This window comes from Sphingobium sp. TB-6 (assembly GCF_012927365.1).
GTDB lineage: Bacteria > Pseudomonadota > Alphaproteobacteria > Sphingomonadales > Sphingomonadaceae > Sphingobium.
This window is the reverse complement of record NZ_JABBGL010000007.1, coordinates 169,249-183,105: the sequence shown is the minus strand read 5'-3', so window position 1 is coordinate 183,105 and position 13,857 is coordinate 169,249. Positions and strand designations below refer to the sequence as shown.

Genomic DNA, 13,857 nt, shown 5'->3' with positions numbered 1-13,857 from the left:
ACATGACTGGGGCATCATCTTCCGCAAACGCGCAACATGGTCTGACCGACCGGCTGGCCCGCTGGGCCCGCGGCTTTTCGGGCAAGGCTGCTGACGAGGACATGGACGAGCCGGAGGAGGCGCAGCGCGCCCGGGCGGGCAGCGCGGCCAACCGGGAAATCACCCGGCGGCGCAAGCTGTACGAGGATATTGGCGACTTCCTTTTCGCCCATGACCTGGACCTGACGCCGCTCAATTTCGGCGTGGCCCATGACTATCTGACCGGATCGCATATCGGCGTGGAAAAGGCCGTGAAGGCCGTGCTGGCCGAACGCGGCAAGATCACCAACGGCTGGGTCGAAAATGTCGCCGCCGAACAGCGCAATGATGAGGTGACGCCTGAAGCGCTTGCCTCGATGCTTGACAAGGTCGAGGAAAATCTGTCGCAATTCACTGGCCTGATGACCGAATCGCGCAATTCGGCCAAGGATTATGGCGCCGCGCTGCAGGAAGAGGTGAAAGGCCTGTCCGCCGGTGCCGATAATCAGCCGGTGCTGGCGCGCCTGGTGGCGCTGACCCGATCGATGGTCGAAAAGACCCGGCAGGTCGAAAGCCAGCTACGCAACAACCAGAAGCAGACGCAGCTCCTGAAATCCAATCTGGAAAGCGCGCGCCGCGCGGCCGAGCATGACCATCTGACCGGCCTGCCCAATCGCCGCGCCTTTGAAGCGGTGCTGCGCGACGAACTGAAAGTGGCGCAGAATCAGGGGGAGCCGCTCGCGGTGGCCTTTTGCGACATCGACCATTTCAAGCTGATCAACGATGCCCATGGCCATGATACCGGCGATCGGGTGCTGAAATTCGTGGCGGGCCTGCTGTCCAAGGCGAGCAACGATCAATGCCATGTCGCGCGCCATGGTGGGGAGGAATTCGTCATGCTGTTCCGCGGCAAGACGGCGGCCGAAGCCTGCGAGGCAGTGGACAGCGTGCGGCAGGATCTGTCCACCCGCAGCCTCGTCAACCGGGCCAATGGCGAACGGATGGAACGGGTGAGCTTTTCCGCCGGCGTCGCCAATGTGCTGGCCTATGAAGACCCCCGCGCCGCGTTGAAGGCGGCGGACCGGGCGCTGTATCTGGCCAAGGAGCATGGGCGCAACCGGGTGTATCTGGCGGCGGAGCTGGATTAGGGATTGCACCTCCCCACCCGCGAGCGGGAGGGGGCCGGGGGGCGGGCTAGCATCAGCGGCGGTTTCAACTGCCAGGCCTGAAGCTCGCTGCGCTCGCGCCCACCCCTGACCCCTCCCGCCTGCGGGAGGGGAATGCCTGCTTCAGAAATCCGGCTTTTCATAATGCGGCGGCGGGGTGATCACCTCCATCCGCTCGGAGAGCAGCGGGCGGAAGGACGGGCGCGACTTGAAACCCGCATACCAGCGCTTCACCGTCTCATGCCCGGCCCAGTCGATGCCGCCCAGATAATCGGCCACCGACAGATGCGCGGCGGCGGCGATATCCGCCAGGCTGAGCGTCGGACCCGCCATCCAGCTTCGGTGATCGAGCAGATAGTCCATATAATCCATATGGACATTGGCGCGCTTCATCGCCTCGCGCAGCACGCGGGCGTCAGGCGGGGCGCGCTCGATCAGCCGCTTCTTCATCCGCTCGTGCAGCAATGGGCCGACGACATCGCCGTAGAAATTCTGGTCGAAAAAGGCGGTCAGCCGACGCACTTCGGCCCGCCCCGCCGCCGTGCCGGAGATGAGCGGGAATTTTTCGACCGTTTCCTCGAAATATTCGCAGATCGCCTGGCTGTCGATCAGGGTGATGCCCTTTTCCTCGTCCACCATCACCGGCGTCGTGCCGGCGGGGTTGAGGTCGAGAAATTCGTCGCGCCCCTCCCAGGGCGATTCGCGCACGAGATCGTAGCCCACGCCCTTTTCACCGAGCAGCAGACGAACCTTGCGCGAGAATGGACAGAGCGGAAATTGGAAAAGTTGCCACATATTCCCTTCCTGTTAGGCCCAGCAAGCCCATGCGAAAAGCGGCAAATGGCATGATCCTGCTTAATTCCCGGCCGATAATGGTGGAAACTGTGGCGGAAGGAGAACGATCCTGTCTTCCGGCCATCGCGCCTTGGCTCTAGGAGGGGCCATAAGCGAGGATTTCGCAAAGGAAAGGATGCCGCATGTCTGACGATTTTTTCCCGGTCCCAGCAGAATGGGCGGCCTCCGCGCTTCTCGACCGGGATGGGCGCGCGGCGGATTATGCGCGGTCGATCGGGGATGCCGACGCCTATTGGCTGGAACAGGCCAGGCGGCTCGATTGGGAGAATTTTCCCACGAAAGCCGATGAGAGCAGCTTCCACGAGGCCGATTTCGGGGTGAAATGGTTTGCCGACGGCGTACTGAACGTCAGCGCCAACTGCATCGACCGGCATCTGACGGCAAGGGGAGATCAGACCGCGATCATCTGGGAACCGGATGCGCCGGAGGAAGAACCGCGCCGCTTCACCTATGCTGAGGTGCATGAGGAGGTCTGCCGCTTCGCCAATGTGCTGAAGGGCGCGGGCGCGAAGAAGGGCGACCGGATCACCGTCTATATGCCGATGATCCCGGAGGCTGCCTTCGCCCTGCTCGCCTGCGCGCGGATCGGGGCGATCCACTCGGTGGTCTTTGGCGGTTTCTCGCCCGAGGCGCTGGCGGGGCGGATCACCGATTGCGATTCGACGCTGGTGATCACCGCCGATGAGGGACGTCGCGCGGGCAGACAAGTGCCGCTCAAGGCCAATGTCGACGCGGCGTTGAAGCTATGCACCAGCGTCCGCACAGTGATCGTCGTCAAGGCGACCGGCGGCGCCATCGCCATGGAGGAAGGCCGCGACCTGTGGCTGCATGAGGAAGCGGCCAAGGTTTCCGCCGACTGCCCCGCCGAGCCGATGCAGGCGGAAGACCCGCTGTTCATCCTCTACACTTCGGGTTCGACGGGCAAGCCCAAGGGCGTGCTGCACACGACCGGCGGCTATCTGCTCTGGGCCAGCCTGACGCATGAGCTGTGCTTCGATTACCGGCCCGGCGACATCTACTGGTGCGCGGCGGATATCGGCTGGGTCACGGGGCATAGCTATATCGTCTATGGCCCGCTGGCGAACGGGGCGACGACACTGATGTATGAGGGTGTGCCGAACTATCCGACGCCCAGCCGCATCTGGGAAGTGGTCGACCGGCATCAGGTGCAGACCATCTTCACCGCCCCCACGGCGCTGCGCGCGCTGATGAAGGAGGGGGATGATTTCGTGACCCGCACGAGCCGCAAGTCGCTGCGCCTGCTGGGCACGGTGGGCGAGCCGATCAATCCCGAAGCCTGGCGCTGGTATCATCATGTCGTGGGCGAGGATCGCTGCCCGATTATCGACACCTGGTGGCAGACCGAAACCGGCGCCGCGATGATCGCGCCGATGCCCGGCGCGACCGATCTGAAGCCCGGTTCCGCGACCTTCCCCATGCCCGGCGTGGTGCCGCAGATCGTCGATGCCGAGGGCAAAGTGCTGGAAGGGGCGACCGAAGGCAATCTCGTCATCGCGCAGAGCTGGCCGGGGCAGATGCGCACCGTCTGGGGCGATCATGAGCGTTTCTTCCAGACCTATTTCACCACCTTCCCCGGCAAATATACGACCGGGGACGGGGCGCGGCGGGACGCGGACGGCTATTATTGGATCACCGGGCGCGTCGATGACGTGATCAACGTGTCGGGCCATCGCATGGGCACGGCCGAGGTCGAAAGCGCGCTGGTGCTGCATGAGGCGGTGGCCGAGGCGGCGGTGGTCGGCTTCCCGCACGATATCAAGGGTCAGGGCATCTACGCCTATGTGACGCTCAACAGCGGCGAGGAAGCGACCGACGAACTGCGCAAGGCGCTGGTCGCCTGGGTCCGCAGCGAGATCGGGCCGATCGCCACGCCCGACGTGATCCAATTCGCGCCGGGCCTGCCCAAGACGCGTTCCGGCAAGATCATGCGCCGCATCCTGCGCAAGATCGCGGAAGGGGAGGTCTCGCCCCAGGCGCTGGGGGACATTAGTACACTTGCCGATCCCTCGGTTGTGGATAATCTGGTCGCCAATCGTCAGGGGTAAGAAATCAAGCAGGAGTATTTGATGGATCGCTACAGCTCCGTTGCCCGCGCGCTGCACTGGATCCTGGCGATCCTCATTATCTTCAATCTCTTCCTGGGCTTCGCGCATGATGCGCTGCCCAAGGAGTGGAAGGTGATGCCCGTCCACAAGTCGATCGGGCTGACCGTGTTGGCCCTGACGGTTCTGCGCATCCTGTGGCGGTTCATGCACAAGGCGCCGCCGCTACCCGCCGCAATGCCGGCCTGGGAAAAGGGTGCCGCGCATGTCACGCATTTCGCCTTTTACGCGTTCATGCTGGTCATGCCGCTGACCGGATGGATCATGTCCTCCGCCGGGGATCGGCCCCTGAACTGGTTCTTCCTGTTCGACGTGCCCAAATTCGCCGTGTCGAAGGGCGATGCGATCGTCGGGATTTCAGGCGAGACGCATGAGATTATGGGCTTTGCCTGGGCGGCGTTGATCATCGTGCATGTGCTGGCGGCGCTGCGGCATCATTTCATCCTGAAAGACAATGTGCTGCGGCGGATGATTTGATCGGTGCCTGGAAGGGTGGAGGGTGGACGGTCTGCTTCGCGCTGCTTTCCTTGAAGTACACCGTGCTCCTGCGAAGGCAGGAGTCCAGTCCCGCCCTCTGTGGATCATCGCACCGTAGGAACTGGACTCCTGCCGTCGCAGGAGCACATATCGCTTGGTGACGGCAAATGGCCGAAAACAGCCTAAGACCTAAACCATCTCGCCCGTCAGCAGCCGCGGCAGCGCGCCGGATTTTCCCCGCGCTTCGGCCATGAAGCGGTTCTTGAGCAGGGACGTGCGCTGCACCGTCGCCAGTCCCGCACGGCGGACAAGCGAGGGAATGCGCCCCGGCACATCGAACAGCCGGACCAGCCCGTCCATCGCCACGCTGGTCATCATCGCGTCAAGACCCCGCCAGCGCTGATAGCGCGTCAGCAATTGCGCATCGCCCGGATCGAGGCCGAGCCGCATGCCCTCCACCAGAACCTCCACCAGCGCGGCGACATCGCGGAAGCCGAGGTTGAGACCCTGCCCTGCAATCGGGTGGATCGCATGGGCGCTATCCCCGACGAGGGCCAGGCGCGTGTCGGTGATCCGCGCCGCATGGTGGAAACCGAGCGGATAGCTGGAGCGCGGCCCGGCCAGCGAGATTTCACCCAGGAAGCCGCCCATTCGCTTCTGCGCCTCCGCCAGCCAGGCGCGTTCGGAGAGTTTGAGCATGGCCGGAGCCTGTTCCGTGGGCACCGTCCAGACGATGGCGGAGCGGGTGCCCGGCAGCATCGGCAGCAGCGCGAAAGGGCCGCCGGGATAGAATATCTCATAAGCCGTGTTGGCGTGCGGCACTTCATGATCGATGGCGGTCACCATCGCGACATGCTTGTAGTTCCAGCGCGTGGTGCGGATGCCCGCAGCCTCGCGGGTCGGGCTGTTGCGCCCCTCAGCCGCGACCAGCAGCGCGCCGTGAATGGTTTCGCCGCTGGCGAGGGTCAGCGTCACGCCGTCGGCATTGCGCTCGACATGCAGTGCCCGGTCGGGCTGGAAGCGGGTGAGATTTTCCGCCTTGCTCCCCGTCTGCGCCAGGGCGACGCGCAGGTCGCGATTGGGGAACATGATCCCCATCACGCCGTCATCCGCATCCGGCGCGAAGTCGAGCGCGCCCGGTTCCAGACCGTCGCTGACCCAGATGCGATCGATTGGGCAACCCTTGCCTTCCAGATGGTCTGCCACGCCTATGGCCGACAGCATGGCGAAACTGGTGGAGCTGATGGCCGAAACCCGCCCGTCGAAACCGGCGGCGGTGGTCTCCACCGGATTGGCCGGATCGATCACGGCGCAGCGCACGCCATGGCCGGAAAGCGCGATGCCAAGGGTCAGGCCGACCAGGCCACCACCCAAAATGACGACGTCGAAGCGTTGCATGAGGGCGGTTCTAGGCGGTTGGGACGGGATTGGGAAGCGACCAGTTACTCCGTGCTCCTGCCTGCGCAGGAGCACGATCTCATTTTTTAAAGCTTGCGCACCCAGTTCGCCGGATCGGCCACCGTGCCGCGCTGGATGCCGGTGAGGTCGGCGCGCAGCGCTTCGGTGACGATGCCGCCGTCGCCATTGCCGATGGTGAAGGCGCCATCGACGCTCTTCACCGTGCCGATCGCGGTCACGACCGCCGCCGTGCCGCAGGCGAAGGCTTCGCGCAGCTTGCCGCTGGCGGCGTCGGCCCTCCACTGGGCGAAACTATATAGTTCCTCGCGCACGTCATGCCCCTTGGCGCGGGCGAGCGAAATGATGCTGTTGCGGGTGATGCCCGGCAGGATCGTGCCGGAAAGCGGCGGGGTGACGATCGATCCGTCATCCATCACGAAGAAGACGTTCATGCCGCCCAATTCCTCGACCCACTTGTTCTCGGCGGCATCGAGGAACACGACCTGATCGCAGCCGTGGCCGATCGCCTCCTTCTGCGCGACCAGCGAAGCGGCATAGTTGCCGCCGCATTTGGCGGCGCCGGTGCCGCCACGCGCCGCGCGGGTGAAATGCTCCGACACCCAAAGCGTGACCGCCTTCTTGCCGCCCTTGAAATAGGCGCCGGCGGGCGAGGCGATGACGCAGAAAATATATTCGTTCGCCGGGCGCACGCCCAGGAAGGTCTCGCTCGCGAACATGAAGGGGCGCAGGTACAGGCTGCCCTCGCCGCCCGGAATCCAGTCGGCGTCGATCTTCACCAGTTCCTCGACTGCTTCCATGAACAGGTCTTCGGGCAGGACCGGCATGGCCATGCGCTCGGCCGATTCAGCGAAACGGCGGGCATTTTCCTCCGGCCGGAACATGGCGATGCTGCCATCCTCCAGGCGATAGGCCTTCATCCCTTCGAAGATTTCCTGCGCATAGTGCAGCACGGCGCAGGCGGGATCGAGCTGGAACGGTTCGCGCGGGCCGATGCTGTGGCTGTGCCAGCCCTGCCCCTCGGTATAGCGAATCGTGACCATATGGTCGGTGAAGAGTTTTCCGAAACCGGGGTCCGCCAGCAATACCGCGCGCTGGTCAGCCGATACAGCCTTGCTGCTGCGGGTGACGGTGAAGCGCGATGTCTGCTGGACGTCCATGATGAAAGCTCCTTTGGGTTGGACGGGCCGCCTATGTCACAGATGGCGGCGCGAAACAATCGGTCAATATTACTGACCCATATAGCTGCCCATAGCCGATCCGATCAGGGTGGCATCTTGGCGCTGGGGCGTGGCGCGGCTATCGCTGGGCCATGCACTTTTTTTCCGACAATGCGACGCCGGTCTGCCCGGAGGTGATGGCGGCCATCGCGGCGGCCGACCACGCCGACCATGGCTATGACGGCGATGCCTGGAGCGGGCGGCTGAACGGTGCCTTTTCCGCGCTGTTCGACACGGAAGCGGTGGCGCTGTGGATCGCGACCGGCACGGCGGCGAACAGCATCGCGCTGGCCTGCCTCTGTCCGCCCTATGGCGGGGTGCTGTGCCATGAGGAAGCGCATATCGTCGTCGACGAATGCGGCGCCCCCGGTTTCTACACCCATGGCGCGACCCTGATGGCCTTGCCAGGCGAGGGCGCCAAATTGTCGCCCGAGGCAGTGACCGAACGGTTGAAGGCGATCCGGCCCGATGTGCATCAGGTGCCGGCGCGGGCGATCAGCATCACGCAGGCGACCGAATATGGGCTGGCCTATACGCCCGATGAGGTGGCGGCGCTGAGCGCGGTGGCGCATGAGCATGGGTTGGGCTTCCATATGGACGGAGCGCGCTTCGCCAATGCGGTGGCGCATCTGGGTTGCCATCCGGGCGATGTAACCTGGCGGGCGGGGGTCGACATACTCTCCTTCGGCTGCGTCAAGAATGGCGGGATGATCGGGGAGGCTTTGGTCTTTTTCGGAGATCAGGCGCCAGCGCGTGCGGCCGAGGCGGCGCGCTGGCGCAAACGGGCGGGGCATCTCTTTTCCAAGGGACGCTATCTGGCCGCGCAGTTGCTGGCGATGGTCGAGGGCGATCTCTGGCTCCGCAATGCGCACGCGGCCAATGCGGCGGCGCAGGCTTTGGCGGAAGGCGCGGCCGGACGACTGATGCATCCGGTCGAGGCCAATGAACTGTTCGTGCGGCTCACCTCCGCCGAAAGGGCGCAGTTGCGTGCCCAGGGCTTCGATTTCTACGACTGGGGCGAGGATGCGGCGCGGCTCGTCACCAACTGGTCGCAGGATGCCGCGAGCGTGAAGCCTTTGGCCGATGCGCTCGGAGCCCTGAAGGGATGAGCGAGGGCAAGGGCGTCGCCTTGCCCTTCATCCTGGTCACGCTGATCTGGAGTTCCACCTGGATCGTGATCCGCGACCAGATCGGCAATGTCCCCGCGAGCTGGTCGGTCTGCTATCGCTTCCTGCTGGCCGGGGTGGCCATGGCGATCTTCGCCAGGGTGCGGCGCGTGCCGCTCAATATCGGCGGCAAGGGGCTGGTCTTCGCCGGGTTGCTGGGCGTGGCGCAGTTCGTGATGAACTTCAATTTCGTCTATCGCGCCGAGCATTATCTGACATCCGGCGTGGTGGCGGTGGTCTATGCGATGCTGCTGATCCCAAACAGCATCCTTGCCTTCCTCTTCTTCCGCCAGCCGGTGAGCCGGGCCTTTGTCGCCGGATCGGTGGTGGCGGTGACGGGCATCGCGCTGATGCTGGCGCATGAAGCGGCGAGCGTCAGGCCGGACATGGTACTGCTGGGCACCGCTTTCTCGGTCGCCGGGCTGCTAAGCGCTTCGGCCGCCAATGTGATGCAGGGGATGGAGATTGCCCGGCGGCTGCCGATGGTGGCGGTGCTGGCCTGGGCGATGCTGATCGGCGCGGCGGTGGATGCGCTGTTTGCATGGATCACCACCGGGCCGCCGGTTTTCGAACCGCGAATCGGCTATGTGCTGGGGATAGGCTGGCTGGGACTGGCGGGGTCGGTCGTGACCTTCCCGCTTTATTTCCGGCTGATCCAGAGGATGGGTGCGGGGCGCGCGGCCTATAGCAGCGTGCTGATCCCGGTGATCGCCATGCTGATCTCCACGCTGGTCGAGGGTTATCGCTGGACGGCGCTGGCGGGTGCGGGCGCTTTGCTCGCCATCATCGGGATGGTCATCGCTCTACGGACGAAACAGGCCTAGCGGCGGACGCCTGGCTGATAGAACCGCTTGGCGGCGTTGACCTTGTCGATCAGGCTGGCGAGCGGGACTGGCGCGGACGTGGCGCGTTCGGGCAGGGTCAGGCCGTTGATGCGCTGGCCCAGGGCAGTGAAGGCGTGATCGAAGCGGTCCATCTGACTCAAGTCCCATGCAAAGCTGACAGGACCGTCATCGGGCCAGCATGGTTAAGAAGGCGTTAGCAATGACCTGTCCTTGCGACGGGCCGAGTCAAAGGCAGGCGGGCAGCCCTTCGCGATAGGTCGGATAGCGGGGGGACCAGCCCAGCAGGCGCTTGGCCCGCCCGTTCGCGACGCGGCGGTTTTCGGCATAAAAGGATTGCGCCATGGGCGTGAGCTGGGCTTCCTCCAGCGTCAATAGCGGCGGAACCGGCAGGCCCAGCATGGCGCAGGCCGTTTCGATCAGCCGGTTCTGCGCACAGGGCAGGTCGTCCGAAAGATTGTAGATGCCGGGCGACCCCTGGTGGAGCGAGGCGATGATGCCCGCGACGATGTCATCGACATGGGCGCGGCTGAAGACCTGATCGGGCAGGTCGATGCGATGCGCCCGCCCTTCCCGCACGCGGTCGAGCACCGAACGTCCGGGGCCGTAAATGCCGGGCAGGCGGAAACGGCGCAGATCGGGGCGAAGCGCGCCCCAACCGGCATCGGCCTGCGCCCGGGCGGCGCGGCGGCCCAGGCGCAGCGGGGTGGCTTCATCCACCCATGCGCCCGCCGCATCGCCATAGACGCCGGTGGAGGAGAGATAGCCGGTCCAGATCGCGGGCGCGGCGGCGATGGCGGCGCCGTAGCGGGTCAAGACAGGATCGGCGTCACCCTCGGGCGGGACGGAGGAGAGGATGTGGGTGGCCTGCGCGATGGCCGCACGGACGGCGCTTTCGTCATCGAAGGCGAGCGCGTCGGCATCGGCGGTGCGGCGGACGCCGGTGACGTGCCAGCCATCGGCGCGCAAGCGGGCAGCAAGACGCGATGCGGTATAGCCCAGCCCCAGGATCAGCATATGGGGCATAAACAGCTATCCTCAGACCGTGAAGCTCTCGCCGCAGCCGCAGCTGCCCTTGGCATTGGGGTTGTTGAAGACGAAACCGGCGGTGAAGTCGTCTTCCACCCAGTCCATGGTCGATCCAACCAGATAGAGCACCGACGCGCCGTCGATGTAGAAGGTGCCGCCGGGGGTTTCGATCTTCTCGTCGAACCTGGCTTCCTCGCTCACATAATCGACCGAATAGGCAAGGCCCGAGCAGCCGCGGCGCGGGGTGGAGAGCTTGACGCCGATCGCGTCTTCGGGGGCATCGGCCATCAGGTCAGCGATGCGCTGCTCGGCGGCGGGCGTCAGGATGACGGCGGCGGGGCGAGCGCGGATTTTGGTGTCGCCATTGGGAGTAGGGGTCATCAGAGCATTCCCAGTTCGAGCTTGGCTTCGTCCGACATTTTCTGCGGATCCCATGGCGGATCCCAGACGAGGTTCACCTGCGCATCGCCCACGCCCGGCACCGCGCCGACGCGCAGTTCGACTTCGCCCGGCATGGATTCGGCCACCGGGCAATGCGGCGTGGTCAGCGTCATGGTGACGACGGCATGGCCGTCCTCCGTGACGTCGACGCCGTAGACCAAGCCCAGATCATAGATATTGACCGGGATTTCCGGGTCGTAGATTTCCTTGAGCGCATCGATGATCGCATCGTAAAGGCTGCCGCCCGGCTCGCCCTTGGGCGTTTCAATGGGCTTGGCGCTCAGGAATCCGTCGAGATAGTCGCGCTGGCGCTGGCCAGAATCAGAAGCTTCCTCGACACGCGCCTTGGGCGGGGTGTTCACCGCCTCGACCTCTTCCATCAATATCTTCCGCTCTTCGCTCATCCGAAGATTTTCCTCACTCGTTCTATGCCTTTGACCAGCGCATCCACATCGCTTTCGTCGCTGTAGATGCCGAAGCTGGCCCGTGCCGTAGCCTCGACGCCGAGATGACGCATCAGCGGCTGCGCGCAATGATGCCCCGCCCGGATCGCCACGCCCGTTTCGTCCAATATGGTGCCGACATCATGCGGATGCACCCCCTCAACCTCGAAGGAGAGGATGCCCGCCGAATCCTCCGGCCCGAAGACGCGCACGCTGTTGAGGCTTTCCAGCGCCACCCGCGCCTTGGCGACCAGCGCGCATTCATGGGCGTGGATCGCGTCAAGGCCGATGGCCTGCACATAATCGATCGCCGCCGACAGGCCGACGACGCCGGTGATATGCGGCGTCCCCGCCTCGAACCGGGTCGGCGCGGGCGCGTAGGTGGTTTTCTCGAACGTCACCTTGTCGATCATCGATCCGCCGCCCTGATAGGGCGGCATGGCGTCGAGCAGATCCTTGCGCGCCCAGAGCGCGCCGATGCCGGTAGGACCGTAGAGCTTGTGCGCGGAAAAGACGTAGAAATCGCAGTCCAACGCCTGCACATCGACGGCAAGGCGCGGGACGGCCTGGCAGCCGTCAATCAGGATCTTCGCGCCAACGCTGTGGGCAATGTCGGCGGCGCGGCGCACATCGAGGACGCTGCCCAGCACGTTCGACACATGGGCCAACGCGACCAGCTTGTGTTGCGGCGTGATCATCGCCTGCATGGCGTCGAGATCGATCTTGCCGTCCGCCGTGAGCGGCACGACGTCGATCTGCGCGCCTTGCCTTTCGGCCACGATCTGCCAGGGGACGATATTGCTGTGATGCTCCAGCATCGAGAGCAGGATGCGGTCGCCGCTTTCAAGCTGCGTACCCGCCCAGCTTTGGGCGACGAGGTTGATGCCCTCGGTCGCGCCGCGGACGTAGACAATCTCGCTGTCCGACGCCGCTCCGATGAAGTTCGCGACCTTGCGGCGCGCCGCCTCATAGGCAAGCGTCATATTGGCCGAGCGCTCATAGACGCCGCGATGGACTGTCGCATAGTCCGGGCCATAGGCGCGGGCGATGGCGTCGATTACAGCGTTGGGCTTCTGCGCGGTGGCGGCGCTGTCGAGATAGTGCCAGCTGCCGACGCCGGGGAAATCATCCCGCAAGCGCAACGCTTGAGCCAGATCGGTCATACCAGCGTCTCCAGCTTGGCGATCGCGGCGGCTTCGAGCCTGTCCTTGACCGCTTCGTCGGCGACATCATCGAACACGCCCGCGACAAAGGCTTTCAAGAGCAGCGTCTTGGCCGTCGCCGGGTCCATGCCGCGCGAGGCCATGTAGAAGAGCGCTTGGCGGTCCAGCTCGCCCACGGTCGCGCCATGGGCGCATTTCACGTCGTCGGCGTAGATTTCCAGCTCCGGCTTGGCATTGGCCGTAGCGGTGCGGTCGAGCAGCATCGCCTTGACCGACTGGAAGGCGTCGGTGCGCTGCGCGTCGCGGGCGACATTGATGCTGCCCAGATAGCTGCCGGTAGCGTGCTGGCCCAAGATTGAGCGGATGGTCTGGCCGCTGGTCGAGTCCGGCTTCGCATGGGTGACGGCGGTGATGATCTCCAGAGTCTGGTCGCCGCCACCGATGATCGCGCCGTTCAGCTCGAAATGCGCGTTGCTTCCCAGCGTGACGGTGAAGGTCGCGCGACCGAATTTACCGCCGATGTTGAGGACATGGAAATCACAGCGCGCGCCGTCGGCGATGGTGATGACATAGTCATGCACCGCCGCCGCGCCTTCGGCCGCGTCCTGCAACAGATGATGGCGCGCCGTTTCCCCAGCGGCCACATAGATGCGCGTCGGCGCGGGCGTCGGCCAGATGGCGGCCAGCGCGTCGAGATCGCTGTAGCGCCATTCTTCAGCCTTGCGCGTGGGAAGGGTGAGCGTGGTCACGCGGCCACCACCTCCGCATAACCCTCGCGCTCCAACTCCAGCGCCAGTTCGGGGCCGCCCGACTTCACGATCCGACCGCCGGCAAGCACATGGACGAAGTCCGGCTTCACATAGTCGAGCAGGCGCTGATAGTGGGTGATGAGCAGCACCGCCTTGTCGGGCTTGCGCATGATGGCGTTGATGCCCGCGCCCACGATCTTGAGCGCGTCGATGTCGAGGCCGGAGTCGGTCTCGTCCAATATCGCCAGCCTGGGGTCGAGAATGCCCATCTGCACCATTTCGGCGCGCTTCTTCTCGCCGCCCGAAAAGCCGACATTCACCGGACGCTTCAGCATCTCCATGTCGAGGCCGAGCAGGGCGGCCTTTTCCTTGGCGAGCTTGATGAATTCGCCGCCGTTCAGTTCCTTCTCGCCCCGCGCGCGGCGCTGCGAATTGAGGCTCTCGCGCAGAAATTGCAGGTTGGAGACGCCCGGAATCTCGACCGGATATTGGAAGCCCAGGAACAGCCCTGCGGCGGCACGCTCATGCGGCTCCAGCTCGAACAGGTCTTGCCCTTCGAAGGTCGCGGTGCCACCGGTCACGTCATAGTTCGGACGGCCGCCCAGCGTATAGGCCAGCGTCGACTTGCCCGCGCCATTCGGCCCCATGATCGCATGGATTTCGCCCGCCTTGATGGAGAGCGACAGTCCTTTCAGGATCGCCTTGCCGTCGATTTCGTTCGAGAGATTATCGATCGTCAGCATCATTCA

General features: G+C 64.7%; 15 protein-coding genes. 5 read left to right on the top strand and 10 right to left on the bottom strand.

Annotated elements, in window-relative coordinates; genetic code table 11:
* Positions 1 to 2 precede the first annotated feature (2 nt).
* The gene (locus tag HHL26_RS12055; RefSeq protein ID WP_066560710.1) at positions 3 to 1,166 is read left to right on the top strand and encodes a GGDEF domain-containing protein; all 1,164 of its coding nucleotides are present in this window, start codon (positions 3 to 5) and stop codon (positions 1,164 to 1,166) included.
* Positions 1,167 to 1,307: 141 nt separating this feature from the next.
* Here HHL26_RS12055 and HHL26_RS12050 read toward each other — a convergent pair whose 3' ends face one another.
* The gene (locus HHL26_RS12050; RefSeq protein ID WP_066560711.1) at positions 1,308 to 1,979 is read right to left on the bottom strand and encodes a glutathione S-transferase family protein; all 672 of its coding nucleotides are present in this window, start codon (positions 1,977 to 1,979) and stop codon (positions 1,308 to 1,310) included.
* Positions 1,980 to 2,161: 182 nt separating this feature from the next.
* On the opposite strand from HHL26_RS12050, the gene acs reads away from it, so the two are divergent.
* Both acs and HHL26_RS12040 read left to right on the top strand, forming a co-directional pair.
* Complete coding sequence (gene acs / locus HHL26_RS12045) at positions 2,162 to 4,105, top strand: acetate--CoA ligase (RefSeq protein WP_066560712.1); 1,944 nt, start codon at positions 2,162 to 2,164, stop codon at positions 4,103 to 4,105.
* 21 nt (positions 4,106 to 4,126) lie between these two features.
* Positions 4,127 to 4,639 carry a cytochrome b gene (locus tag HHL26_RS12040; protein WP_066560714.1) on the top strand — a complete coding sequence of 171 codons (513 nt, stop codon included), beginning with the start codon at positions 4,127 to 4,129 and terminating at the stop codon, positions 4,637 to 4,639.
* A gap of 189 nt (positions 4,640 to 4,828) precedes the next feature.
* Here the strand turns inward: HHL26_RS12040 and HHL26_RS12035 are convergent, their stop codons facing one another.
* Both HHL26_RS12035 and HHL26_RS12030 read right to left on the bottom strand, forming a co-directional pair.
* On the bottom strand, positions 4,829 to 6,037 hold the full coding sequence (locus HHL26_RS12035) for a UbiH/UbiF/VisC/COQ6 family ubiquinone biosynthesis hydroxylase (protein ID WP_066560721.1): 1,209 nt from the start codon (positions 6,035 to 6,037) through the stop codon (positions 4,829 to 4,831).
* An 86-nt stretch (positions 6,038 to 6,123) separates the two neighbouring features.
* A complete protein-coding gene (locus HHL26_RS12030) occupies positions 6,124 to 7,215 on the bottom strand; it encodes a branched-chain amino acid aminotransferase (RefSeq protein WP_066560724.1) in 1,092 nt (363 codons plus the stop codon).
* Between the two features lie 152 nt (positions 7,216 to 7,367).
* Between HHL26_RS12030 and HHL26_RS12025 the strand changes: the two genes are divergently transcribed.
* Entirely contained in the window at positions 7,368 to 8,384 is a 1,017-nt protein-coding gene (locus tag HHL26_RS12025; RefSeq protein ID WP_066560727.1) for a beta-eliminating lyase-related protein, read from the top strand.
* Positions 8,381 to 9,265 (top strand): EamA family transporter, encoded by an 885-nt coding sequence (locus HHL26_RS12020; RefSeq protein ID WP_066560735.1) that lies wholly within the window; start codon positions 8,381 to 8,383, stop codon positions 9,263 to 9,265. The genes HHL26_RS12025 and HHL26_RS12020 overlap by 4 nt, the downstream gene beginning before the upstream one ends.
* Here HHL26_RS12020 and HHL26_RS12015 read toward each other — a convergent pair.
* The 7 genes from HHL26_RS12015 to sufC all read right to left on the bottom strand — a co-directional run bounded on the left by HHL26_RS12015 (position 9,262) and on the right by sufC (position 13,851).
* Entirely contained in the window at positions 9,262 to 9,417 is a 156-nt protein-coding gene (locus HHL26_RS12015; protein ID WP_169576122.1) for a hypothetical protein, read from the bottom strand. The genes HHL26_RS12020 and HHL26_RS12015 overlap by 4 nt on opposite strands.
* 94 nt (positions 9,418 to 9,511) lie before the next feature.
* Positions 9,512 to 10,309, bottom strand: a complete 798-nt coding sequence (locus HHL26_RS12010; RefSeq protein WP_066560742.1) for an NAD(P)-dependent oxidoreductase — start codon at positions 10,307 to 10,309, stop codon at positions 9,512 to 9,514.
* A 12-nt stretch (positions 10,310 to 10,321) separates the two neighbouring features.
* Positions 10,322 to 10,693 carry an iron-sulfur cluster assembly accessory protein gene (locus HHL26_RS12005; RefSeq protein ID WP_066560745.1) on the bottom strand — a complete coding sequence of 124 codons (372 nt, stop codon included), beginning with the start codon at positions 10,691 to 10,693 and terminating at the stop codon, positions 10,322 to 10,324.
* Positions 10,693 to 11,157, bottom strand: a complete 465-nt coding sequence (locus HHL26_RS12000; RefSeq protein WP_066560748.1) for an SUF system Fe-S cluster assembly protein — start codon at positions 11,155 to 11,157, stop codon at positions 10,693 to 10,695. Before HHL26_RS12000 ends, HHL26_RS12005 begins: the two co-directional genes overlap by 1 nt.
* Positions 11,154 to 12,359: a cysteine desulfurase gene (locus tag HHL26_RS11995; RefSeq protein WP_066560751.1), complete on the bottom strand. Its 1,206-nt coding sequence runs from the start codon at positions 12,357 to 12,359 to the stop codon at positions 11,154 to 11,156. The genes HHL26_RS12000 and HHL26_RS11995 overlap by 4 nt, the downstream gene beginning before the upstream one ends.
* Positions 12,356 to 13,108, bottom strand: coding sequence for a SufD family Fe-S cluster assembly protein (locus tag HHL26_RS11990; protein ID WP_066560754.1), 753 nt, complete (start codon positions 13,106 to 13,108; stop codon positions 12,356 to 12,358). The genes HHL26_RS11995 and HHL26_RS11990 overlap by 4 nt, the downstream gene beginning before the upstream one ends.
* Positions 13,105 to 13,851: a Fe-S cluster assembly ATPase SufC gene (gene sufC, locus HHL26_RS11985; protein ID WP_066562063.1), complete on the bottom strand. Its 747-nt coding sequence runs from the start codon at positions 13,849 to 13,851 to the stop codon at positions 13,105 to 13,107. The genes HHL26_RS11990 and sufC overlap by 4 nt, the downstream gene beginning before the upstream one ends.
* Between the last annotated feature and the right edge of the window lie 6 nt (positions 13,852 to 13,857).

Excerpts from the sequence above, each read along its gene's own strand:
- HHL26_RS12055 (WP_066560710.1), top strand. The coding sequence starts at position 3 with ATGACTGGGGCATCATCTTCCGCAAACGCGCAACATGGTCTGACCGAC.
- HHL26_RS12050 (WP_066560711.1), bottom strand. The coding sequence starts at position 1,979 with ATGTGGCAACTTTTCCAATTTCCGCTCTGTCCATTCTCGCGCAAGGTT.
- acs (WP_066560712.1), top strand. The coding sequence starts at position 2,162 with ATGTCTGACGATTTTTTCCCGGTCCCAGCAGAATGGGCGGCCTCCGCG.
- HHL26_RS12040 (WP_066560714.1), top strand. The coding sequence starts at position 4,127 with ATGGATCGCTACAGCTCCGTTGCCCGCGCGCTGCACTGGATCCTGGCG.
- HHL26_RS12035 (WP_066560721.1), bottom strand. The coding sequence starts at position 6,037 with ATGCAACGCTTCGACGTCGTCATTTTGGGTGGTGGCCTGGTCGGCCTG.
- HHL26_RS12030 (WP_066560724.1), bottom strand. The coding sequence starts at position 7,215 with ATGGACGTCCAGCAGACATCGCGCTTCACCGTCACCCGCAGCAGCAAG.
- HHL26_RS12025 (WP_066560727.1), top strand. The coding sequence starts at position 7,368 with ATGCACTTTTTTTCCGACAATGCGACGCCGGTCTGCCCGGAGGTGATG.
- HHL26_RS12020 (WP_066560735.1), top strand. The coding sequence starts at position 8,381 with ATGAGCGAGGGCAAGGGCGTCGCCTTGCCCTTCATCCTGGTCACGCTG.
- HHL26_RS12015 (WP_169576122.1), bottom strand. The coding sequence starts at position 9,417 with ATGGACCGCTTCGATCACGCCTTCACTGCCCTGGGCCAGCGCATCAAC.
- HHL26_RS12010 (WP_066560742.1), bottom strand. The coding sequence starts at position 10,309 with ATGCCCCATATGCTGATCCTGGGGCTGGGCTATACCGCATCGCGTCTT.
- HHL26_RS12005 (WP_066560745.1), bottom strand. The coding sequence starts at position 10,693 with ATGACCCCTACTCCCAATGGCGACACCAAAATCCGCGCTCGCCCCGCC.
- HHL26_RS12000 (WP_066560748.1), bottom strand. The coding sequence starts at position 11,157 with ATGAGCGAAGAGCGGAAGATATTGATGGAAGAGGTCGAGGCGGTGAAC.
- HHL26_RS11995 (WP_066560751.1), bottom strand. The coding sequence starts at position 12,359 with ATGACCGATCTGGCTCAAGCGTTGCGCTTGCGGGATGATTTCCCCGGC.
- sufC (WP_066562063.1), bottom strand. The coding sequence starts at position 13,851 with ATGCTGACGATCGATAATCTCTCGAACGAAATCGACGGCAAGGCGATC.